This is a genomic window from Methylophaga sp. UBA678 (assembly GCF_002299105.1).
Lineage (GTDB): Bacteria > Pseudomonadota > Gammaproteobacteria > Nitrosococcales > Methylophagaceae > Methylophaga > Methylophaga marina.
Genome location: NZ_DBNG01000002.1, coordinates 1 through 22,620, shown reverse-complemented (window position 1 = coordinate 22,620; position 22,620 = coordinate 1). Strand labels below are relative to the sequence as shown.

The 22,620-nt window shown below is 40.4% G+C and carries 18 protein-coding genes; 17 read left to right on the top strand and 1 reads right to left on the bottom strand.

The annotated features are described in order from the left end of the window. The first annotated feature begins 23 nt into the window (after positions 1–23). From B3014_RS00380 to B3014_RS00310, 15 genes are all read left to right on the top strand, one after another. Positions 24–1,049 (top strand): glycosyltransferase family 4 protein, encoded by a 1,026-nt coding sequence (locus tag B3014_RS00380; RefSeq protein ID WP_289243268.1) that lies wholly within the window; start codon positions 24–26, stop codon positions 1,047–1,049. A gap of 16 nt (positions 1,050–1,065) precedes the next feature. After that, positions 1,066–2,043, top strand: coding sequence for a glycosyltransferase family 2 protein (locus tag B3014_RS00375; RefSeq protein WP_289243473.1), 978 nt, complete (start codon positions 1,066–1,068; stop codon positions 2,041–2,043). Between the two features lies 1 nt (position 2,044). Next, positions 2,045–2,569, top strand: coding sequence for a serine O-acetyltransferase (locus B3014_RS00370; RefSeq protein WP_289243269.1), 525 nt, complete (start codon positions 2,045–2,047; stop codon positions 2,567–2,569). Next, positions 2,566–3,084: a serine O-acetyltransferase gene (locus B3014_RS00365; RefSeq protein ID WP_289243270.1), complete on the top strand. Its 519-nt coding sequence runs from the start codon at positions 2,566–2,568 to the stop codon at positions 3,082–3,084. The genes B3014_RS00370 and B3014_RS00365 overlap by 4 nt, the downstream gene beginning before the upstream one ends. Before the next feature lie 2 nt (positions 3,085–3,086). After that, entirely contained in the window at positions 3,087–4,070 is a 984-nt protein-coding gene (locus tag B3014_RS00360) for a glycosyltransferase family 2 protein (RefSeq protein ID WP_289243271.1), read from the top strand. A gap of 94 nt (positions 4,071–4,164) precedes the next feature. Continuing rightward, the gene (locus B3014_RS00355) at positions 4,165–5,313 is read left to right on the top strand and encodes a glycosyltransferase family 4 protein (protein WP_289243272.1); all 1,149 of its coding nucleotides are present in this window, start codon (positions 4,165–4,167) and stop codon (positions 5,311–5,313) included. Between the two features lie 125 nt (positions 5,314–5,438). Further along, positions 5,439–8,039, top strand: coding sequence for an AMP-binding protein (locus B3014_RS00350; RefSeq protein WP_289243273.1), 2,601 nt, complete (start codon positions 5,439–5,441; stop codon positions 8,037–8,039). Positions 8,040–8,060: 21 nt separating this feature from the next. Further along, the gene (locus B3014_RS00345; protein ID WP_289243274.1) at positions 8,061–8,990 is read left to right on the top strand and encodes a glycosyltransferase; all 930 of its coding nucleotides are present in this window, start codon (positions 8,061–8,063) and stop codon (positions 8,988–8,990) included. Between the two features lie 12 nt (positions 8,991–9,002). Beyond that, on the top strand, positions 9,003–10,232 hold the full coding sequence (locus B3014_RS00340) for a glycosyltransferase family 4 protein (protein ID WP_289243275.1): 1,230 nt from the start codon (positions 9,003–9,005) through the stop codon (positions 10,230–10,232). 36 nt (positions 10,233–10,268) lie between these two features. Continuing rightward, positions 10,269–10,952 (top strand): hypothetical protein, encoded by a 684-nt coding sequence (locus tag B3014_RS00335; protein ID WP_289243276.1) that lies wholly within the window; start codon positions 10,269–10,271, stop codon positions 10,950–10,952. Further along, a complete protein-coding gene (locus B3014_RS00330; RefSeq protein WP_289243277.1) occupies positions 10,949–12,070 on the top strand; it encodes a WecB/TagA/CpsF family glycosyltransferase in 1,122 nt (373 codons plus the stop codon). The genes B3014_RS00335 and B3014_RS00330 overlap by 4 nt, the downstream gene beginning before the upstream one ends. Before the next feature lie 32 nt (positions 12,071–12,102). Further along, the gene (gene xrtD, locus B3014_RS00325) at positions 12,103–13,635 is read left to right on the top strand and encodes a VPLPA-CTERM-specific exosortase XrtD (protein WP_289243278.1); all 1,533 of its coding nucleotides are present in this window, start codon (positions 12,103–12,105) and stop codon (positions 13,633–13,635) included. A 9-nt stretch (positions 13,636–13,644) separates the two neighbouring features. Then, positions 13,645–16,035, top strand: a complete 2,391-nt coding sequence (locus B3014_RS00320; protein ID WP_289243279.1) for a tetratricopeptide repeat protein — start codon at positions 13,645–13,647, stop codon at positions 16,033–16,035. Between the two features lie 31 nt (positions 16,036–16,066). Beyond that, positions 16,067–17,464, top strand: a complete 1,398-nt coding sequence (locus B3014_RS00315; protein WP_289243280.1) for a mannose-1-phosphate guanylyltransferase/mannose-6-phosphate isomerase — start codon at positions 16,067–16,069, stop codon at positions 17,462–17,464. A 9-nt stretch (positions 17,465–17,473) separates the two neighbouring features. Continuing rightward, entirely contained in the window at positions 17,474–18,964 is a 1,491-nt protein-coding gene (locus B3014_RS00310; RefSeq protein WP_289243281.1) for a phosphomannomutase, read from the top strand. 37 nt (positions 18,965–19,001) lie between these two features. Here B3014_RS00310 and B3014_RS00305 read toward each other — a convergent pair whose 3' ends face one another. Further along, positions 19,002–21,635 (bottom strand): PAS domain S-box protein, encoded by a 2,634-nt coding sequence (locus tag B3014_RS00305; RefSeq protein WP_289243282.1) that lies wholly within the window; start codon positions 21,633–21,635, stop codon positions 19,002–19,004. A gap of 293 nt (positions 21,636–21,928) precedes the next feature. On the opposite strand from B3014_RS00305, the gene B3014_RS00300 reads away from it, so the two are divergent. Then, positions 21,929–22,285 (top strand): NADH-quinone oxidoreductase subunit A, encoded by a 357-nt coding sequence (locus B3014_RS00300; protein ID WP_289243283.1) that lies wholly within the window; start codon positions 21,929–21,931, stop codon positions 22,283–22,285. After that, the coding region (locus tag B3014_RS00295) for a NuoB/complex I 20 kDa subunit family protein (RefSeq protein WP_289286876.1) at positions 22,276–22,620 on the top strand (345 nt) is incomplete at its 3' end. The genes B3014_RS00300 and B3014_RS00295, both read left to right, overlap by 10 nt.

Below are 22,620 nucleotides of genomic sequence, written 5' to 3'. Positions count from 1 at the left end.
GTTTTCTAAATTTAGGACAGTTAATGACTCGAATTTTTTATTTGATACCAGATTTGTACAGAAGACTGCCATTTTCTCCGAAACGTTTTCTAAGGCATCTTATTCAAAAAAATGCTTTAGATTATCTTCGACGATGTTTATTTCAAGTGCAAAAACCCACAGGTGGTATAAAAGTAATATATCAGCATTGTATTTTACTTCAGGAGCTCGGATTTGAGGCCTATCCTGTGAGTATGGGCAAAAATGACGGAAACGTATTTGGTTTTAATGTTGAGGTCAAGCATTTTGATGATATTAAACCCTATATTTCCGAGACTGATGTTATTGTTGCAACTGAATTTGCTCCATATGATGGACTTATTGAGAATAAATCATTGAAAATAATATTCGTTCAGAATTGGTGGGGTGTTGACCATCGAAGAAAAAAAGACGATCTAAGTAAGTCTTACATTGATATGGGATATGATTATGTACTGACATGTGGACAGTACTGTTCAGAATACATACAAGATAAAATGTCTGTTCCAGTTACAATTATTCCTAATGGGATTGATTTATCTAAGTTTTGTAGAAAAGACTCCAGCAGAAAGCCTAATACTATTTTAGCCATGTCAAGAAAGAACCCTGGCGATCTTGCAAAAATATCTAGTTTGTTAGAACGAAGTGATTATTCCCTCAGAGTAGTCGATGGATTATCTCAAGAAGAATTGATTAAAGAGTATCAATCTGCAGATATTTTTATAGCCCTCGGATATCCTGAAGGCTTTTCTTTACCACCATTAGAGGCTATGCGTTGTGGCTGTGTTGTCATTGGGTTCACTGGAGGTGCTGCAGGTGAGTTTATGCTGGATCGTGAAACTGCGCTTGTTTCAAATGACGGTGACTGTGAAGGTGTTATCCATAGCTTAAATCTTCTAAGTGAAGATGAAACCCTTAAAGAACGTATCAGAGAGAATGGTTATATCAAAGCATCAGAATATAGCTTAGATAATACAAAAGAGCATTTAGAATTGTTTTATTCGAATATCTTTAAAAATAAGAAAAAATGAGGCTATTTTGGGGAAGATGGATAACTTTAGATTATTAGTATCAATTGTAAATTACAAGTCAGCGAAGCTTATTTGTAATATGCTACCTACACTACTGAAACAATTAGATTTCGCTACTGATAAAATTTTCATTGTTGATAATAATTCTCCAGATGACTCATTAGCTATATTAGAAAAATTTTTATCATCTCATGAGTTAACAGAAGTTGTTAGACTAATTGCTTCAGATAGTAATGATGGCTTTTCTGCTGGTAATAACAAGGCCATAAAAACCAGTATCGAAGAATATAAAACTAAACCATCGTATGTTTGGCTTCTAAACCCCGATACATATCTTTTTGAACATTCGTTCACTCCTTTAGTTAATTGTATGATGGATAAACCAAAGGTAGGAATTTTGGGCAGCCGTTTGGAAAGTGAGGATGGAGTCTATCAATGTTCTGGTTTTCGGTATCATACAGCGACAAGTGAATTATTATCTGCTTTAAGACTAGGCTTTCTAGATAATTTATTCGAAAAATACTTGGTTTCCCCAAAAGCACTTATTTCATCTAAACAAAAACTGGACTGGGTAGCTGGAGCAAGCATGTTTGTCCGCTATAAAGTCTTTGAAGATACAGGGGGAATGGATGAAACGTACTTTCTCTACTTCGAAGAAACAGATTTCTGTTTGCAGGCCAAACGAGCTGGATGGGAATGTTGGTATGTACCAGAAAGTCGTGTCGTGCATTACGTAGGACAGAGTACAGGTGTTGTTAGTGGTGATGTTCAGAGAAGAAGACGTCCAAAGTACTGGTTTCAGTCAAGGCAGTATTATTTCAAAAAAAATTATGGTGTCATTTACACTATGTTGGCAGACTTAGCTTGGGGTTTAGGTTTCAGCTTATTGAAACTCCGCTATTTGATACAGCGGAAGAAAAGAACTGATCCCGAACACATGCTTAGAGATTTTTGGCGAAATAGTATCTTTTTGTCATGGTTAGATAGGTTCTAACATGTTTTTTCCCAATATAAGAGATGACCATAAAGCTAATAATAAAGCGATTAACCACGCTGGTTTTAGAACATTGATTGTTTATCGCTTTGGTCGTTGGCGTATGTCAGTTCAACCTCGTTTTTTAAGGGCAGGGTTGAGTATTGTGTATCGTATGCTCGAAAAGCATGTCCGTTTTAAATATGGCATAGAGTTACCATACACAGTGGAGTTGGGCAGAAGTGTTGTGTTTGAACACCAACACGGCATTGTGATTCATGGTAATGCCAAAATCGGTGATGAATGTATTATTCGACAAGGTGTCACTATTGGAAATAAAAGTCTTGATTCGCCATTCGATGCGCCGATTATCGGCAATTATGTCAATATTGGCGCTGGAGCTAAAATACTCGGTAAAGTGACTATTGGTCATCATGCCAGTATTGGTGCCAATGCTGTTGTAACACATGATATACCTGATTACGCAGTTGCTGTTGGTATTCCAGCGAAGGTAATAAAAAATAAAATCAGAAGTGAGGATAAATGAATAATATCTCAGCTGAAATACCTGACTGGACACGCGAACAGAGTGAATGTTTTTGGTCGCCTTCCAAAAAATTATTACGTGCCATAAGAGACTATCAGAGATATACAGCCAACACGGGATTTTTGAATAAATTATTAAAGAAACTTGCTGTTTTACGTCACAGGTTCTGGACGGTGATTACTGGAGCTGATATTCCATTGAATTGCCAGATAGGTGGTGGTGTGTTGATTCCACATCCAAATGGAATTGTTATTCACTCTGCAGCTATGATTGGGCCTAATTGCCTGATTCATCAACAAGTCACGATTGGTGTTAAGTCTAGCAATGACGGCGCACCTATAATTGCAGGACATGTAGATATTGGGGCAGGTGCAAAAATAATCGGGCACATCACTATTGGCAAACATGCTCAGATTGGTGCTAATGCAGTAGTAACGAAAGATGTTCCAGACTTTGCTATTGTTGCTGGTGTACCTGCGAAAGTCATTGGTTCCACAAAAGAAATGGATAGTTGATTTTGAATAACAATTTGGTAGGTGCTGTTGTTATTGGTCGAAATGAAGGCGATCGTCTGAGAGTTTGTCTCGAGTCAATTAGAGAACAGTTGAAATATGTGATCTATGTAGATTCTGGTTCTACAGACTCTAGTGTAGAATTAGCCGAGTCATTAGGCGTTTATGTAGTTAATCTTGACCTCACTATTCCATTTACCGCTGCACGAGCTCGTAATGAAGGGGCAAAAGCTTTATTAAAGATCAACCCACAAATTGAGTTTATTCAGTTTGTCGACGGTGACTGTGAGGTTCAAGCGGGTTGGCTTGATCAAGCCTATGTTTTTCTCAAAGAATCAGTTGATTATGCGATTGCTTGTGGAAGACGCCGGGAACGCTACCCAAATGCTTCAGTATTCAATCAACTATGTGACTTTGAGTGGAACACACCTATCGGTGATGCAAAGTCTTGTGGTGGAGATGCTTTGATAAGGGTAAAAGCTCTTAAACTGGTGAATGGATATGATGAGAGTTTAATCGCAGGAGAAGAGCCAGAGATGTGTTTTCGGTTGCGGAGGAAAGGATGGAGAATCATGCGCCTGGATGTAGAAATGACTCTACATGATGCAGACATGACTAGAATCTCACAATGGTGGAAGCGTCATACAAGAGCTGGACATGCCTATGCTGAGTCTTATTATTTACATGGTCAAAGTTCAGAAAAGTTCAGAATGAAAGAAGTCAGAAGTAATCTATTTTGGACTGGTTTTTTAGCTGTCATATTGTCATTATCTGTATGGAGCCCGTCATTTTTGTTGTGCTTAATATTTTTTATAGTGCAAATTCTGCGAGCAGTGTTACTAGATAAATCAAATAATAAAAATTTTCAACAAAAATTACTGGTATCAATATCAAATCTATTATCTAAATTGCCACAAACTCTAGGAATTTTTGTTTTCTATAAAAATATCTTGATGGGAAGAAAGCAACGCCTAATTGAATATAAATGACTATCTGTAAACAAGAGGCTCTTTTTTGTCTTTATCATATTTAATTAAATTAAGCTTTCCGCTGAAGAATAGTCTAATACGATAAGGTTAATAAATGCTTAAAGTAACGTACATTCCTGGTCCTGGTGATGTTGTAGGTACATACCAATATTGGACACAAGGATTAGAAGATCCTCGAATACCAGTTTTAACTTATTCTTCTATGATGTATACAGCTATCTCAAAGTTGAAAGCTGCATTACAGGTTATCACTACTTATGAGCCTCCTGAGGTGAAAGATGATTGGATTACATTTTCTCAAATATCCGTAACATCCACTAAGAAAAATTATTTTCTTGCACAGTTCGAAAGAGTAAAAAACATTAGAAAAAATCTGGATGCTTTTCGTCCTGATATAGTCATTGTTGGCTCTGATATTCCCGTGATATTTCTTTTTTTATTGAGAAGTAAGCACTGGAGGCTCTGTTTATCGATACATAATACATATTGGAACATTGGTAGACGTCCTTACTTTGATTTCAAGTCAAAAATAAAATATTACATAACTCGAAGTAACATCAGAATCACAGATGGCGCTTTATGTACATCTATTGCATGCGCGAAACAATATAAATCTATGCAAATCAATGATGTACCAGTTTTTACACAAGTCCCTGCTGTTACACATGAGTTTACTCCGAATAAATCAACAACTGTTAGGCGAATTGCATATTTAGGCAGGATTGAAAAAGATAAAGGAGTTTTAATGTTGGCTGAAGCAGTCAATGAATTAAGACAACATAACACTGAGATAGAATGCTTATTTGCAGGGTCAGGTACTGCTGTGAGACTTCTCGAAGAACACATCAGCAACTCGCCTAAGGATACTCTTCGTTATGTGGGAGCCTTATCAGGAAAAGAGGTTCATGAATTTTTACATTCTTGTGATTTGTTAGTCGTGCCTACTATGTCCAGCTTTAATGAAGGATTAGCCAAAGTGGGGTTTGAGTCTTCGGTTCATCTAGTTCCTTGCTTATACTCTGATGTTGTTCCTGCAAAAGATTACTTTAATGGTGCTTGCTCAATTTTTCGAGCTGATGACAAAGAAGATTTAAAAACAAAGTTGATTGAGATCATAGAAAATCCTGATTATTACAATTCTCTCAGAAATAACCTCGAACATTACGTTCATGAAATTAAAAAATCCGATCAGTTGTGGGGAGACTTGGTTATACGAATCATTGAAAAACTAAATGAAAAATAAATTTTTTCTGGAAAACAACACAGCCGCATATGGATTTAACTTTAATACCTTTTTAGACAATTGTACGCTCTTGGCATCTCATTACGAAAGATTGGGTTTACATAATATTGCTCTGCGAGGCACAAGTGAAGAATAAGAATATTACTGGGATTGTTTCAAAGAACTCGATCGCTTATGTCAAAGCCATATTTGAGTGTTATTCATCTAGTGAAACTGTTGTTTTGCTTCGTGATGAAGACGATAGTCGAATAGATCTGACTGGTGTAACAAAAGTAATTAATCCTCCAGTAAAGACTGGATGGTTTAATGAGCATATACAATTCAGAAACGATGATGTTTTAGCACAAATTGCATTTACATCAGGTACGGAAGGTGAGCCAAAAGGCGTTTTATTAACACATCAAGCACTGGATGACGTTACTACACGATTGAACTCGATCATGGAGGTGGATTCTTCAATTAGGGAATATGTTGGTATTCCTGCTAATTTTTCTTTTGGTTTGGGGCGTTTTCGTGCGGTAGCGGCTATCGGTGGCATGGCATTTCTACCTGAGCATGGTTTTGACCCTATCGAAATCAGAGATATGCTGGCTTCGGATCAAATAAATGCTGTTTCTGCCGTTCCAAGTCTGTGGCGTGTTTTATTGAAAAATAAACAGATATTTGGTGATGAGCGTGCTCAGTTAAAGTGGATAGAGATTGGTAGTCAGTACATGAGTCGTGCTGAGAAAGAAGAACTCGTTGAGTTATTTCCACAAGCAAAAATTGCTCAACATTATGGCTTAACAGAAGCTTCGCGGAGTAGCTTCTTACGTCTCGACCAAACGACAGGTGAATCGCTGGAGTCTGTAGGCAGGGCCTACGGTAAAACAGAATTTAAAATTTCTGAAGCAGGACGTATTTGCATCCGTGGTCCGCATGTCGCCAAGACATTGCTTAAATCAGGTCAGTACATATCCAACGTCGATGATGACAGCTGGTTTGAGACAAGTGATTTAGGTGTTCTAGAGGATGGTTTCCTCTATTACAAAGGTCGTGCTGATGATCTTATCAATTGCGGTGGTGTTAAATTATCACCCGATGCCCTTGAAAGAGAAGTACGAGAAATAACGAAGTTAAAAGAAGGGATTGCCATATGCGCCGTTCCAGATGAATTAACAGGACATGCTGTTTTACTGGCGTATCGTGATGATTTGGCAATAAGTCCAAATGATTTGATAGATTCATTATCTTCTGTGCTTAAAGGTTTGGGGATAAACAATAAAAATGTCATAAAGTTACTTGAGCTTAATGAGTTTCCTGTCACCTCCACAAATAAAGTACAACGAAAAGAATTGGCAAAACTTTACGAATCATTGAGTGTAAAAACGAAAAATACTAAAGATTCAACGGCATCACGTCATGAAATGAGTGCCGAAGAAGCTGAGATTGCACAAATCTGGGGTGAAGTATTGAAGCTGGAACATGTCGATCCTGAACGAAATTTTTATGATTTAGGTGGCGACTCCTTGTCAGCCATTGGTGCTCTGGTAGCTATGGAGTCTAAAGGCGTACCAAAAGATATATCGAAAGGTATGCTGCAAGGATTGACGGTGCGCGAAATCGCCAGAAAGATGTCTAAGGCTGATGGTGTTTCTCAAGAGTCGAAGCACAGGATTCGTTCTTTATCTATTAAAAACACCATGACTATCAGTATTGTGAGAGGGTGGATGGTGCTTTTAGTTATCTTCGCTCATTGGCATCAGGGGTTAATGGAGAGAATACCCGCTATTGATGTTGAGCTTTTCACCTCATATGCAGGTCCACTTTTGTCATTCGGAACCCCTGGCTTCGCTATTATTTATGGTGTGGGGGCAGGTTATTCTTTATTTCCTTTATTTTATAAAGATCCTCAGCGTTTAAAGTCTATTTTAAGAAAAACAGCTACCTTTTTGTTCGTCGGTATTTTACTTTTGGCTGTCGTCAGAATTACTGAGATGTTATTGACAAAACAAACTGTTAGCGTCACTGACTATACAAATAGTTTTTTCTCTGTTTTAAGTTATTACTTATTCATATCGTGTACCTTGTATTTCTGGTTTAAGCTGATCGATAGATCGTCCTATCCAATGTTTTTCACGTTATTATTGGCTGTAATGGCGTACTGTCTTCATGTGTTTGTTATTCAAGAGTTTGCTGTTTTAGATACACAGGGTATTTTTGAACTCATTAAGCTGGTTTTTACAGCTAAATATGCTTATTTTCTAATGTTATCAGGAACACTGTTAGGTGTTGCGATAGGGTTTATGCTTAAGCAGCTCTCTGAAGATAAAAAAACATTAACGCCTTTTTACCTTTTAGGTGCAACAATACTCATCACAGGAATGATGGTTTGGATGTATGCTGACAATATTGACCCATGGAATTATTGGCCTATTAAGACCTTATATATATGGCGGTGGCTAGCTTATGCTGGTGTGGTTATGATTTTTCTCGCCTTCACAGTTAATATTTTAGAGAGTTACGACAGAAGCTCTAAAACTAAACAATTCATACTTCAAGCTTTTTCTATCATTGGTATGCTTGCGTTTCCATTGTTTGTATTTCACGAGATGGTCATGCCTTCTAAAGCGATTTTGATGGTATTTGGTGTGAGCAGCTTGGTCGCGCTACTTGTCCCAATGATATTATTTTTTATTGGTTCATATGCGATGTTTAGAAAATTACATGGTGTCAGTTATCAATAGTTTTAATGTTAGGGATTAGCAATGGAAAATAGTTACCTTTTAGTTTCCCCATGTCGCAATGAATCTGACTATATGCGGATAACACTGGATAGTGTTGTGAATCAGACCATCAAGCCAGACCTTTGGGTGATTGTTGATGATGGCTCCACTGATGCAACACCACAAATTCTGGCTGAGTATGCTCAGAAATATCCCTTTATCAAAGTCATCACCCGTGAAAATCGTGGTCACCGTAGTGTTGGCCCTGGCGTGATCGAAGCTTTTTATTATGGCTATGATCAGGTCGATGTCAGTCAGTTTGATTTTATTTGTAAGTTTGACTTGGATTTAGACTTGCCAGCACGTTACTTTGAGATTCTAATTGAGCGTATGAACCAGAACCCACGCATTGGTACTTGCAGTGGTAAAGCCTATTTTAGAGATAAAAAATCGGGCCAGCTTATCAGTGAAAAGTGTGGTGATGAGATGTCGGTTGGTATGACAAAATTTTATCGTCGTACGTGTTTTGAAGAAATTGGAGGTTTTGTTCGCCAGGTGATGTGGGATGGCATTGATTGTCATAAATGTCGCCAGCTAGGTTGGATTGCCGTTAGCTGGGATGAGCCTGATTTACAATTCATCCATCTCAGACCTATGGGGTCAAGCCAAAAAGGTATTTTCACTGGCCGTATGCGCCATGGCTTTGGCCAATACTTTATGGGCACCGGGCTGATTTACATGACGGCATCATCTGTATTCCGTATGTTGCACCCACCATATTTTCTCGGAGGCGCGGCGATGTGGTGGGGCTATGTGAAAAGTATGCTGACACGTCAACCAAGATTTGCTGATAAAGCACTGGTTGCGTTTATTCGCCATTACCAATGGCAGTGTCTTGTTAAAGGGAAAGCTGAAGCAACCCAGCAGTTAAATGAACAACAAGTTGTTGTTTGGCAACAATCACACAGCTAGTAGGAGCAACCTTTGAAACTGGCATATCTTGCACCAGATATACCCGCGTTATCTGCCACTTTTGTGTATAACGAGATTTTGGCTCTAAGTGAGCTAGGGCACGAGATAATACCGTTCTCTGTTCATAAACCGATAATGCCTGCCACTGATAAACATCTTGACGCACTGCGCTCAAAGGTGAACTATCTTTATGCAACACCAAAGAAGAAAGTTTTTTTTAGCCACCTCAACTTACTGACAAAAAAACCTGTTCATTATGTAAAAGCACTTGGTGAGTGCGTGAAGGATATGTTCAAAGTGAACATATTATCCCGTGATGCATTAGCCTTGTTTTATCGGTTTTTTTATGCCGCTAAGCTAGCTCAAGAATTAAAAGAGAATTCTATTCAACATCTGCATGTGCATTTTGCTCATGTACCTACAGATATTGCTATGTATGCCAGTATGCTCTCGGGCATATCTTTCAGCGTGACAGCCCATGCCAATGATATATTCGAGCGTGGTTTATTGTTGGATAAAAAAGTGGAAAGATCAGGTTTTTTTGCCACGATATCAGATTTTAATCGTCACTATATTCAGCAAACTTATCAAGTTGATCCTGACAAGTTAGAGATTATTCGCTGTGGTGTAGATAGTCGCGTGTTCACTCGTAAGTCTTCAATAGCACTATCAAGCCCGGTACGTATAGGTGTTGTTGGTAGGCTGGTAGAGAAAAAAGGGATTGATACGCTTATTTCTGCTCTGGTTATCCTAAAGACTCAATTTTCTGATTTTACTGTCGAAATAGCTGGGTCGGGTCCACTGGAAGAAGAGTTAAAACAGCAAGTTACACAACTTGATTTGAATGACAATGTCGTATTTCTGGGGCCATTGCCTCATGATCAGGTCGTCAAATTTGTCAGAGAGTTGGACTTATTTGTCTTACCTTGTAAAAAAGATAAACAGGGCGATATGGATGGTATTCCTGTTGTATTGATGGAAGCGATGATGGTGGGGACTGCTGTCATCTCATCTAGAATTTCCGGTATCCCAGAGCTTGTGATTGATGAGGAAACAGGTAAATTAATTGAGCCAGGTAATAGTGAGCAATTAGCTGGGGCTATACTCGAACTGATAAAGGATGAAGCTTTACGGGGAGCGCTCATCAGTCATGCTGAGAAAAAAGTGCAGCAGGAATTTGCACAAGATATTAACGCTAAGCGTTTAGAGACACTATTTGCTGAATCAATTGGTAATCAATAGATGCAGAAACAGGGATGGTTTTTTAGGCGACGCTTTATGCTTGTTCCCACTATATGGTCAGTCATCATTTTTATTTTATTATCGCTAGCTATCGCCATACTTTTTATACACAATGTTGCGTTTTTTTTAGCTAAACAAGCGCCTGTTGAAGCTAATATTCTGGTTGTAGAGGGCTGGCTTGAGCCAGATGCGCTCAGCCAGGCTTATGCAGAATATAAATCTGGCCACTATGATCTAGTGATCACCACGGGGGGGCCTGAAGCGAGAAATTTTACCGATCAGTTTGATTCTTATGCAGAGCAAGCGGCTCATCAATTGAATTTGTTAGGTCTGAGTATGGACAGTCTTAAGGTAATTCCAACGCCTGCTTCTGCTCAGGATAGGACCTATCTCAGCGCAGTGATGGTACGAAAGTTTATTGAAGCAGAGCCTTTAATAGACAAGATGAAAGGGATTAATGTGTTTTCAGCTGATGTGCATAGTCGCAGAACCCATTTTTTGTACAAACAGGCATTTGATGCTTTAGCTATTCCTATCGGTATTATCAGTGCATCTCCTGAAGAATTCAGATTAGCCAATTGGTGGCAAACCAGTGCTGGAGCGAAAACGGTATTAGTTGAATTTATCGGCTGGGTGTATGCACATTGTTGTTTTGAGTTACCTGCCAAGGGTTCTCACCAAGAAATGTGGGGATTAACTCGTGATGAGACTCAAAAATGACTAATATTTCCACGTTTCCTGGCATTCATGAGCGCCATAAACAGCATGTTTTGATGGGGCTACCTTTCGACTTTCTCAGTATTACTGAATCCGCAAAGCTGATTGAGCAAGCCATTTCATCAAACAAACGCTGTTTTCTCTCCACACCGAATATCAACTTCACCATTGCAGCTCACGAGGATGACGCTTTTTATCAATCTGTTGCTGTAAGTGATCTGTCTGTTATCGACGGCATGCCTTTGGTGTGGTTGGCCAAGCTGATGGGATTACCCGTCAAGGAACGCGTAGCTGGCTCTGACTTATTTCAATTTTTGTCTGACACACATCGAGAAAAACCGATTCGGGTGTTTTTCTTCGGTGGCGAACCAGGTGTTGCCGAACAAGCTCATGAGCAACTCAATAGCTATTCTAAAGGTATGGTCAGTGTTGGATTTTATGATCCAGGCTTTGTGAGCATTGAAGAGATGAGTCAGGATCACATTATTGAGCAAATCAACGCTTCTCAGGCAGATTTTGTCCTTGTTGCCTTGGGTGCTAAAAAAGGTCAGGCTTGGATTATGAATAATATGGCTAATCTGAATGCGCCCGTCATTAGCCATCTAGGAGCGGTGATTAACTTTGTTGCAGGTTCGGTGAAACGTGCACCAGAAAAGTGGCGAAAACTTGGCTTGGAATGGTTGTGGCGGATTAAACAAGAGCCGAATTTGTGGAAGCGTTATCTTAAAGATGGTTGGGGCTTGGCTTTGTTATTACTCACCAAGCAACTTCCTTATTATTTTGTTGATAAGAAATATAAAAAAAGTAAAAGTCACGAGAATACCGTTAATTGGCAACCAAATACTCAGACACTGCTTCTTACGGGCTGTTTTCAGTCAACTAACCTTGAAAAAATGGACGCATTGATAAATACGACATTATTAGCCAATCGTTCTCAATTAAAAATTGATTTTGCTAGTGTCAGTTATATTGATAGTGCATTCATGGCGAGACTATTAACGCTCCAAGGTAAGCTTTATTCGGCTGGTTCTGAGCTTCTCATATTGAATCCACAGCAGAAAATAAAACGATTGTTGTCATTAGCTGGCGTTTTAAAACGATTCAAGGTAATCTCAGGTTAATTTATATTAAGTAAAGGCAAGGAGCAGGCACAGTGTTGAGCTATCAAAAAGCAAGTGTATTTATCGTCACGCTTGTGTTGGCTTTTATTACCTACTGGGGGGGGATTGCTGAGGCAGTAAGACGTTGGAATGTGCAGGAAGAGTATAGCCATGGTTTTCTCATACCATTAGTCAGCCTTTACATTCTATGGGAGAAAAAGAACCTGATTCTCTCTTCGGTCACTCGTCCCATGTGGAGTGGCTATTTTTTAATTCTTCTTTCACTTCTTGTATATATTCTTGGTGAGCTGAGCGCGTTATTCATCCTGATCCAATATTCATTTGTTATGACATTGGTAGGTTTGTCTATGATTTTCCTGGGCAAAGCCAGTCGTTACACACTCGCGCCTATCTTATTACTCTTATTTGCCATACCGTTACCTTATGTCATTGAAGTGGTTCTGACGGCGAAGCTACAGTTGGTATCTTCTTGGTTAGGGGTCCAGGTTATCCGTTTATTTGATATTCCTGTTTATTTAGAAGGCAATATCATTGATCTGGGGGTCTATAAACTTCAGGTAGTGGAAGCCTGCAGTGGATTACGTTACCTGTTCCCGCTAATGAGCTTGGGCTTTATTGCTGCATATTTCTATCGTGCCAGCTTTTGGAAAAAAGCCGTGATTTTTCTCGCTACGATTCCTATCACGATATTGATGAACAGCTTTCGCATTGGCGTGATTGGTGTATTGGTTGATAACTGGGGTATAGCTCAAGCAGAAGGCTTTCTGCATGATTTTGAAGGCTGGATCATCTTCATGGCTTGTGCGGGTCTACTTGCCTTACTGATTTGGTTAATGGAAAAGCTGACTACAGGCAACTCTTTTGCCGATGTATTTGGTGTAGAGCAATACTCAAACACAAAATCCATATTCCAGGAGGAGGACAGTAGCTCATCATCCCGGAATATGGTGATTTTTAGTTTGACTGTGTTAACTCTTGTCTCAAGTTTTGGCGTGACACATTACATCGACAATCGCCAGGAAATTATTCCAGAGCACAACGCTTTAGTGAATTTCCCAATGAAGCTGGATGAATGGACTGGTTATCAATTGCCACTGAATAATGAAGTTGAGACGAAGCTGGCTATGACGGATTATTTATTAGCCAACTATCAAAATGCACAAAAGCAAACCGTCAACTTCTATGTGGCTTATTACGAAACTCAAAGGAAAGGCGAATCGCCGCATTCACCACGTGTCTGTATCCCTGGCGGTGGCTGGGAGATTGCAGCATTTGACCGAATTGAAGCAAATGGCCATCCAGCTAATCGCGTCATTATCAAAAAAGGCACACAAGAACAGCTGGTTTATTATTGGTTCCAAGGGCATGGACGTATTGTGGCTAATGAGTACATCAATAAGTGGTACTTATTACAAGATTCAATTATAAAAAACAGAACCGATGGCTCGCTAGTAAGAATGGTAACAATGGTAGCGGATAATGAAACTGTCGCTCAGGCTGAACAACGTTTGTTGTCATTTATGCAGGTCGCCGAGCCGAAGTTAAAACAATATATTGCAGAATAAGGTAGGGATATGAAAGCGAGTAAACGTTTATTACTGGTGTTGATGCTGGGAATGGCAGCTGGCTGTGGCAGTTCAGCTGATAGCGCAGCAGATTATGTAGAAAGTGGTAATGAGTTTTTTGATAATGGAAACTACGATAAGGCTCGACTGGAATACAAAAATGCTATTCAGATAGATCCCAGACAAGCAGAGCCCTACTATCGACTGGCATTGTTAGACGAGCAAAACAAAAACTGGAAACAAATGTTTGCCAACTTGACCACTGTTGAGCAGCTTGATCCCAATCACGTTGATGCTCAGATAAAGTTAGGTAGATTATATCTGCTCGGTGGAAAACTTGACGAGGCGACAACACGAGCTGATAAAGCATTATCAATAAAACCGGAAAGTTTTGATGGTCGAATTCTGAAAGCGTCTATTCTGGCGAAAGAGCAAAAATTTGATGAAGCATCAACATTGCTTGCTGAAGTATCAAAGGATTATCCAGAACATAAAGATATTCTTTCACTGGAGATTTTAATTTTAAAAGATAAAGGTGACCTACCAGCAGCACTGGCAAAAACAAAACAGGCAGTTGAAAAGTATCCCGAAGATATGTCGCTTCGTTTGATCGAACTCAGCTTGTATAACGACATGAAAGATTTTAAAGGCATGGCGAATGTCTACGAAGATATCTTGGCTCGTAAACCTGATGAACGTGAAGTGGTCATGTCTTATGCCAAATTGCTGCTATCAAAATTAGATAGATATGATCAGGCTTTAACGCTTCTGCAAACCTTCCTAAAAAATCATCCAGAGGATAATGAAGCTCAGCAATTCTTATTAGGTTTAATTAACCAGAAAAACCCACAAGAAGCGTTATCAAAACTCGATGAGATGATTGAAGCTGATCCTGAGAATTATGAGTTACGCTTCGCAAAAGCCGCGTTGTTAGACAAGAACGGTGATGTTGAAGGTTCTGTCAAAGAGCTCAATGATATCATTAACGAAGATCCGCAAGGTATCAATGGCAATGAGGCTCGTGTCATGCTTGCGTCATATTACGCATCACAGCAGGATTTCAAAAAAGCACGTGAGCTGGCTCAAGCTGTTTTGGATGTCGCGCCAGAAGAAAGTGGGGCATTGCTGGTCAGAGCAAAACTGGACTTGATGGATGAAAAATATGATCAAGCGGTGACTGACCTGAGAACAGTGTTAAGAAACTCACCTGATTCAGATGAAGCCATGATCTTGCTGGCGCAAGCGTATCAAAGACAGGGTTCTGATGCGCTCGCAGAAGATAGCTTCAGACAAGCATTAGCAGCCAATCCACATAACGCCACTGCAGCATTAACAGTGGCAGGGTTGTTAGTTAACGAAAATAATTATGACAAAGCTGAGCAGGTTTTAGTCACCGCTTTAGAGAAAAACCCTACAAACGCCACTTTACTACAGCAATTGACTGAAGTCAGAATTCTGAAAAAAGACTGGCAGGCGGGTATTGAAACCATTGATCTACTTAAAGATCAGCAAGGCGATACCTTACTTTCTTATCTACTGTCTGGGCAATTGTACGAAGGGCAAGGCGACTATGCTCTGGCAAAAGCTGAGTATCAAGCGGCGCTTGAATTAGCTCCAAATTCAAGTCGTGCGATGCAAGGTCTGGCAACCTCGATGGAAGCGTTGGGAGAAAATGAACAGTTAGAAACGTATCTGAACAATTTCAACCAACAAAATCCTAACTCTATGAATGGATTTGCAACACTGGCCATTCATTATTTCAGAGTAGAAAAAGCGGAACAGGCAATCGATATTCTTGAATCAAAGCTTGTCGAACAGAAAAGATGGACGCTGGGTTACTCTTTATTAATCGACTATTATTTGCGGAATGACAAGTTATCCGAAGCGGCAAATATACTGAAAAAAGCCGTTGATAATGTCGATGACAATATTCGATTCTCATTACAGCTAGCCTCCATTGAAGAATCACGTGGCAATTATGCTGAGGCACGTGATCTATATGAAGGCATTCTTGCAAAAAATAATAATGTCGATATTGCTGCCAATAATCTGGCCAGCTTATTAACGGATCGGTTTGAGTCGCCTGAGAACTTAAACCGCGCTTTGGAAATTACCCAACGGTTTAAAACGTCAACACAACCTTATTTCCTCGACAGCTATGGTTGGGCTAATGTGAAATTAAATCAGCTGGATGAAGCTAAGCCAGTACTTGAACAGGCGGTAGCATTAGAGCCCAATGTCGCTGTATTTAATTATCACCTAGGTGTGTTACATGTAAAACAAGGTAATAGTGAGCTAGCAAGACAATATCTGAACACGGCTAAACAGCAAGCATCACAAAATAATGAAAGTGACTTAATAGTGGATATTGATTCAGCCATCAGCTCACTGAACAATTGATAACGGATAATAAGTTAAATCGGGAATTTCAATGATACCTGTCGTAATGTCGGGAGGAAGTGGTACACGCTTGTGGCCACTTTCACGTAAGCATAAACCCAAACAATTTTTAAATTTGTTTGGTGATGACTCCATGTTTCAACAAACCATCCTTAGATTAGGTGGTTTGAATAATTCACCGCCTATAGTGGTGTGTAATGAGAGCCACAGATTCATGGTGGCGGAACAATTACTCGAAATTGATATTGAGAAACCCAGCATTCTGTTAGAACCCGTAGGTAGAAATACGGCACCGGCAATTGTCAGTGCCGCTTTTCAGGCATTGTCACGTGAAGAAGACCCCGTACTTTTAGTGTTGGCAGCTGATCATGTGATTGCCGATATTGACGCTTTTCATCAAGCAATAAAGCTCGCTGAACAACAAGCTATGGTCGGAAATTTAGTCACATTTGGTATTGTTCCAACTTGCGCACATACTGGCTATGGCTATATTCAAGCTGAGGAAAAAGCCACGATTTCTGCTGTTCAGCAGTTTGTCGAAAAACCTGACTCCGCTACGGCTGAAGCGTATCTGTCCTCAGGTGATTATTACTGGAACAGCGGTATGTTTATGTTTAAAGCGTCAGTATTAATTGAGGAAATGAGCAAGTTTCATCCCGACATCATTGAACAGTGTCGTTTAGCTGTTGCCAACAGTGAACAGGATTTAGACTTTGTACGCTTGAGTAAAGAGGCTTTTGAGGCCTGTCCATCTGATTCCATCGACTATGCTTTAATGGAAAAAACACAAAAAGCAGTGGTGGTTCCTCTTGATGCTGGCTGGAACGATGTTGGATCCTGGTCATCCTTGTGGGAGTGTTCACAACAGGATGAGAACAATAATGTTCTCAAGGGTGATGTTGAAATACAGAATGTAAAGAATGCTTATATACACAGTGAGCACCGACTTGTCTCGGCTATAGGTGTTGAAAATCTGGTCATTGTGGAAACAGCTGATGCGGTCATGGTTGCCAGCAAAGACCAAGCACAAGACATTAAAGACATTGTCGCCAAGCTAAAAAAACAATCACGTTCTGAAGCCGAAAATCATCGGCTTTGTTATCGACCATGGGGTTATTATGATTCCATCGATCTTGGCGAACGTTTTCAGGTCAAACGTATCCGAGTAAAACCGGGGGCATCTCTTTCATTGCAAATGCATCATCATCGAGCTGAGCATTGGGTAGTAGTTCAAGGTACAGCAGAGGTGACCAGAGAAGATGAAGTCTTTTTACTGTCAGAAAATGAATCCACCTTTATTCCTGTTGGGCAAAAACATCGATTGCATAACCCTGGTAGAGTACCTCTAGAAATTATCGAAATTCAATCCGGTGGCTATCTTGGTGAAGACGATATTGTTCGCTTCCAGGATAATTACCATCGACATTAAGCTATCTAAATGAACATCCATATTGAACAGTTGATGTCAGATTCTGGCGTCAAATTTGGTACAAGTGGTACCCGAGGTCTTGTCAAAGACATGACAGATTTAGTGTGTTTTGCTTATACCTCAGCATTTTTGCAGCATTTAATTCACGAAAAGCAGATACAGAAAGGGGATCAAGTTGGTATCGGTGGTGACTTAAGGTCCAGCAGTCCACGTATTATGAATGCAGTGGCCAAAGCTAGCCAGTATTATAGTCTGCAGCCACTGAATCTGGGTTTTATTCCCTCCCCAGCAGTCGCCTTGTACGGAATTCAACATCATATGGCGACCATTATGGTTACCGGAAGCCACATTCCTGATGATCGAAATGGTATGAAGTTTAATTTGCCAATTGGTGAAATACTTCAGGCTGATGAGCAAGCTATCAAACAACAATGGGTTGATATTCCGGATGAGCTGTTTGATGACCATGGTGCATTTATCAAACAAGATGCTGTGTTAAGTGAGCCATCTTTCTCTGCTCAAAAACACTACATTGAGCGCTTTACTCAGTTTTTACCTGATAATTGTTTGGCAGGTATGACGATCGGTGTATATCAGCATTCTGCTGTGGGTCGAGACCTGCTGCAACAAATCTTGTCGGCACTAGGAGCCAACACTATTTGTCTAGGCAGGAGTGAGCAGTTTGTCTCAGTAGACACTGAAGCTATTCGGTCTGAAGATGTCGAACTTGCTCAACAGTGGGCAAGCGAACATGCTTTGGATGCCATTGTGTCAACAGACGGGGATAGTGATCGACCTTTGATCAGTGATGAACATGGACGCTGGCTCAGAGGTGATATTGTCGGCTTATTAACCGCGCTCTACCTGGGGGCGGATATCGTGGTTACGCCTGTCAGTAGTAACTCTTGCGTGAACGCCGACTTTTTTGAACAGGTGTTGCGAACACGAATCGGCTCACCCTATGTGATAGCAGCCATGCAAACAGCGGCTACAAACTCGCCTGAAGAAGGTGTCGTTGGATATGAAGCGAATGGAGGATTTCTGCAGCAATCAGCCATTGAGCTATCAGGAAAAACTCTAAGTCCACTACCCACACGTGACGCCATCATTGTGATTTTAAGTGTCTTATTACTGGCAAAACAAAGGCAACAGACAGTCTCTGAACTGAATGCATCGATGCCTGCGATTTATACCAGCAGCGATCGCCTGAAAAACTTCGCATTGGAAAAAAGCCGTTTATTGCTGGATACGTTAATAGTGGATAAGCAGATTAATAGCGAGCAGGTACAACAGTTGTTTCCTTTTATGGGCGAGATCAAAGCAGTGGATACCACTGATGGTGTCAGACTATCTTTTGCAGATGATGAAATCATTCATATCAGGCCTTCTGGTAATGCACCTGAATTACGTTGTTATACTGAAGCTAGTCGTGAAGAACGAGCCATAGAGCTGAATCAACTTGCTCTGAAAGCGATGAGTGACTGGTCTGAATCTGTTTAATAAAAGTCTGTATATCTAAATGTTGATGGTTCCAGGGTTAGATAGGTCTTTCCAATGCCCGGTTAATGGTTTCAATTAATAATTCAAAGTTGACTGGCTTAGTCAGATAATAATCGAAACCCGCCTTCAACCCTTTATCAATATCATGAGGCATGGCGTTCGCGCTCAGTGCAATCGTTTTGATGTCACGGGTGATCGCCGAACGTTTGAGTGATTCTAATGCCTCAAAGCCGTTCATCCCAGGTAAGTTAATATCCATCAGAATGACTGCTGGCTCATATTGTCTGGCTAATTCCAAGCCTATTTCAGCATCGCTAGCAGCGATAAGGTCAAACTGAATATATTGTCTAAAGACTCTTTTAATCAAATTGAGATTAGTTGGGTTATCTTCAATACATAAGATTTTGACGTGCTCTTTGGAGTCATCCTCCATTTGTTCTGGTTCGTGATGTTCTGATGATAATAGAGAGCCGTTTGTCACCTTGGAACGTTGCAGTTCAATCCAAAATGTGGCGCCTTTGTCTTGCTCACTTTCAAAGCCAAAGCGTCCGTTCATGAGTTTAATCAGCTCTCGGCTGATGACTAAACCAATACCGGTGCCCTGTATACCTGAGTTGTCTTTATCGAGACGATCAAAAGGTTCAAACAGGCAACGTTGTAATTTTTCATCAATACCGTAGCCGGTATCCTGGATAGCAATACGAAGAGAGGATTTATAAGTACTGCTTATAATAATCTTAATTTTGCCATTCGGTTTATTGTATTTGGCCGCGTTAGATAAAAGATTGAGTAACACCTGTTTGAGTTTAATGTGATCGGCTTTCACAAATAAAGATGAAATATTGGCTGGATATGACTCTTCAATATGCAGATTTAAAGACTGAATTTGAGTTTGTATAAAGGGAATAAGATCATCAATAAGTGGTTTTAATTGCACATCTTCCACTGAGACTGACATATGGCCGCTTTCAATACGTGATAAGTCCAGTATGTCATTAATCAGTGAGAGTAGATGATTTCCTGAATTCTCGATCATGCTGACCGATTCACGTTGATCTTCATTTAGATTATCTAGCTGTAAGAGCTGCGAGAAACCAATGATGGCATTGAGTGGTGTGCGAAGTTCATGACTCATTTTTGCCAGAAATTCACTTTTTGCTTCATTAGCGTGCTTGGCCTGTTGCATGGCCTTGATTAACTCTTGCTGATATTGGTGACGTTCTGAAATATCCCGAATTACACCAATATAGAATTTCCGATGGCCAAATTGCATCGGACTGATGTTAAGTTCAATGGGAAATTCGGTGCCGTCTTTTCTGGTGGCAGATAAAGAACGCGTTCTGTGTATGATTTTAGGCTCATGAATATTGGCATGCTTAAGATAACTATCATGTTTATGCCGTTCATTTTTATCTATCAGAATGGAAACTGGTTGCCCGATAAGTTCCGCTTCCTGATAACCAAATAACAGACAGACAGCGGGATTCACCATGGTGATTTTTCCAACATCATCAATAGTGACAAAGCCATCATCAGTCTGTTTTATGATGGCATCACGTTGTTGTAGTGAGGCAATGCGTTGTTGCGTTGAGCGGCGGTAGAAATAGGTACCAAATGCCGTCATGAAAATCACAAATACGATGCTGATAACCACACTGAATAATAGGGAACGATAGAGTTTATAAACTTCGGCGACTTCTGTTTCCGTCACGATTCCCATATTCAGATGGTCATCCCAGCGCCAGCTACCGATGACTTTGACACCGCGATAATCACGATATCCTTTTAGGCTCACGCCCGTCTGGTGTTGGGTCAATGATTTCGCCATTAGCGTGAGCGGAGCATTGGCAGCAACTGGTTTTTTCTCAGAGCTTAAGAGATTAACGCCGGGATCTCGCACTTCCAGTGCCAATTCGCTTAATGGATGAGCTGCATCAATTAATCCGGCTTGGATAAGCTGCTTAGTAAACTTACTTTGAGTGAGCATTCGCCCATGTTCATCTATCGCGTAGGCTTGGCCTGTTTGCCCCACTTGGTTCTCATGAAAAGCAGGGTTGAAAATCTTGTCGGGATCGATTTCGAAAGCAAAAAAAGCAACTGTTTTTCCAGCCCAATCATGAACGGGGGCAATAAAGAGCATGGTTGGCGTGGGGTAATTCTGCCCAAGTGTTTTCTGCCATGAGCTTGAAGGCATAAAAGGATGGGAAGTGTAGACTGTGTTTGTCGGTAAATCCGTACGGATGTTGAGTGGAAGTTGGACTTGATTGTCTTCATTTGCAAAGCCACTCACGCCCGATAAAATCATCTCGCCATGCGTTGAGAACAGCTTGTAGTCAAGGTAACCTTCATTGCTCAATATCGCTTTGATGTTGCCATCAACAAGTCGATATAAATCTTGTTGCATCACTTTGTTATCCTGCTTATTCGCTAATAAAGCAATCTGTTGGATAACAGTGTTTTCTGCCCAGTAAAGGCTGTTACGTTGATGATTGGTGTAGGACTGTTTAACGCGATTGATGGAAGTGGTCAGTGCGGTATTGAGGCGTGTAGTCACGTCTTCCTGAATCAAGGAAAACAGGTGCGACGCAGCCACAGTGGCTGTTATCACTGCGACTAATAAAATAACGATGGCAACCACAACAGGTTTACTTAACCACTTACTCTTACTCACCTGAAATGATGTACCTTTTTATTTTTATTATGAAAGTGTCAATGCCATTTTGTTGGCATAATCAACCAAATTTAAAGCAGCGGCTATTCGAGCACAAACATTCCTATCCTGTCCAGTATTAAAGCCGTTCTCAAAATCATGATTTAACGCATATTGTGACTTCTCATTGACGTTTTTAGTGTGTAGTATCGAGGATGATGATTACATCAAATATTTAAGAATGTAGTCAGGGGCATGAGTAGAGACGCGAGTCCCTCATGCTGAATTGTCGAGACATCCGAAGGAAGCACAGCATGCTGGAGAATTATCTCCCGATTTTGTTGTTTATCATCATCGGCATCGGTTTTGGTGTTCTGCCATTGTTGGCCGGCTTTGTATTGGGGCCTCGGCATCCTGACAGTGAAAAACGATCAGCCTATGAATGTGGATTCGAGCCTTTTGAAGATGCCCACATGAAGTTTGATGTTCGTTATTATCTTGTTGCTATTCTTTTCATCATTTTCGATTTAGAAATTGCATTCCTTTTCCCATGGGCCATCGTTTTAGATGAGATCGGTGTGTTTGGTCTCGTGGCCATGTTCCTATTTTTAGGCATTCTGGTGGTTGGGTTTGTATATGAATGGAAAAAAGGAGCGCTGGAGTGGGAATAGAAGGTGTTCTCGAAAAAGGCGTTGTCACCACATCGGCTGACAAACTCATTAATTGGGCAAGAACCGGATCTTTATGGCCAATGACATTTGGTCTGGCCTGTTGTGCAGTAGAAATGATGCATGCCGGGGCGGCACGTTACGATTTGGATAGATTTGGCATTGTATTCAGAGGCAGTCCACGTCAATCGGATGTGATGATTGTGGCTGGCACGCTGGTAAACAAAATGGCACCTGCTTTGCGTAAAGTCTATGACCAGATGTCCGAACCACGCTGGGTTATTTCAATGGGCTCCTGTGCCAACGGCGGTGGTTATTATCATTATTCTTATTCCGTT

Bases quoted from the DNA above. Each gene is read 5' to 3' on its own strand.
- B3014_RS00375 (WP_289243473.1), top strand. From the start codon at position 1,066: ATGGATAACTTTAGATTATTAGTATCAATTGTAAATTACAAGTCAGCG.
- B3014_RS00330 (WP_289243277.1), top strand. From the start codon at position 10,949: ATGACTAATATTTCCACGTTTCCTGGCATTCATGAGCGCCATAAACAG.
- B3014_RS00380 (WP_289243268.1), top strand. From the start codon at position 24: ATGACTCGAATTTTTTATTTGATACCAGATTTGTACAGAAGACTGCCA.
- B3014_RS00300 (WP_289243283.1), top strand. From the start codon at position 21,929: ATGCTGGAGAATTATCTCCCGATTTTGTTGTTTATCATCATCGGCATC.
- B3014_RS00320 (WP_289243279.1), top strand. From the start codon at position 13,645: ATGAAAGCGAGTAAACGTTTATTACTGGTGTTGATGCTGGGAATGGCA.
- B3014_RS00365 (WP_289243270.1), top strand. From the start codon at position 2,566: ATGAATAATATCTCAGCTGAAATACCTGACTGGACACGCGAACAGAGT.
- B3014_RS00335 (WP_289243276.1), top strand. From the start codon at position 10,269: ATGCTTGTTCCCACTATATGGTCAGTCATCATTTTTATTTTATTATCG.
- B3014_RS00355 (WP_289243272.1), top strand. From the start codon at position 4,165: ATGCTTAAAGTAACGTACATTCCTGGTCCTGGTGATGTTGTAGGTACA.
- B3014_RS00315 (WP_289243280.1), top strand. From the start codon at position 16,067: ATGATACCTGTCGTAATGTCGGGAGGAAGTGGTACACGCTTGTGGCCA.
- B3014_RS00345 (WP_289243274.1), top strand. From the start codon at position 8,061: ATGGAAAATAGTTACCTTTTAGTTTCCCCATGTCGCAATGAATCTGAC.
- B3014_RS00310 (WP_289243281.1), top strand. From the start codon at position 17,474: ATGAACATCCATATTGAACAGTTGATGTCAGATTCTGGCGTCAAATTT.
- B3014_RS00370 (WP_289243269.1), top strand. From the start codon at position 2,045: ATGTTTTTTCCCAATATAAGAGATGACCATAAAGCTAATAATAAAGCG.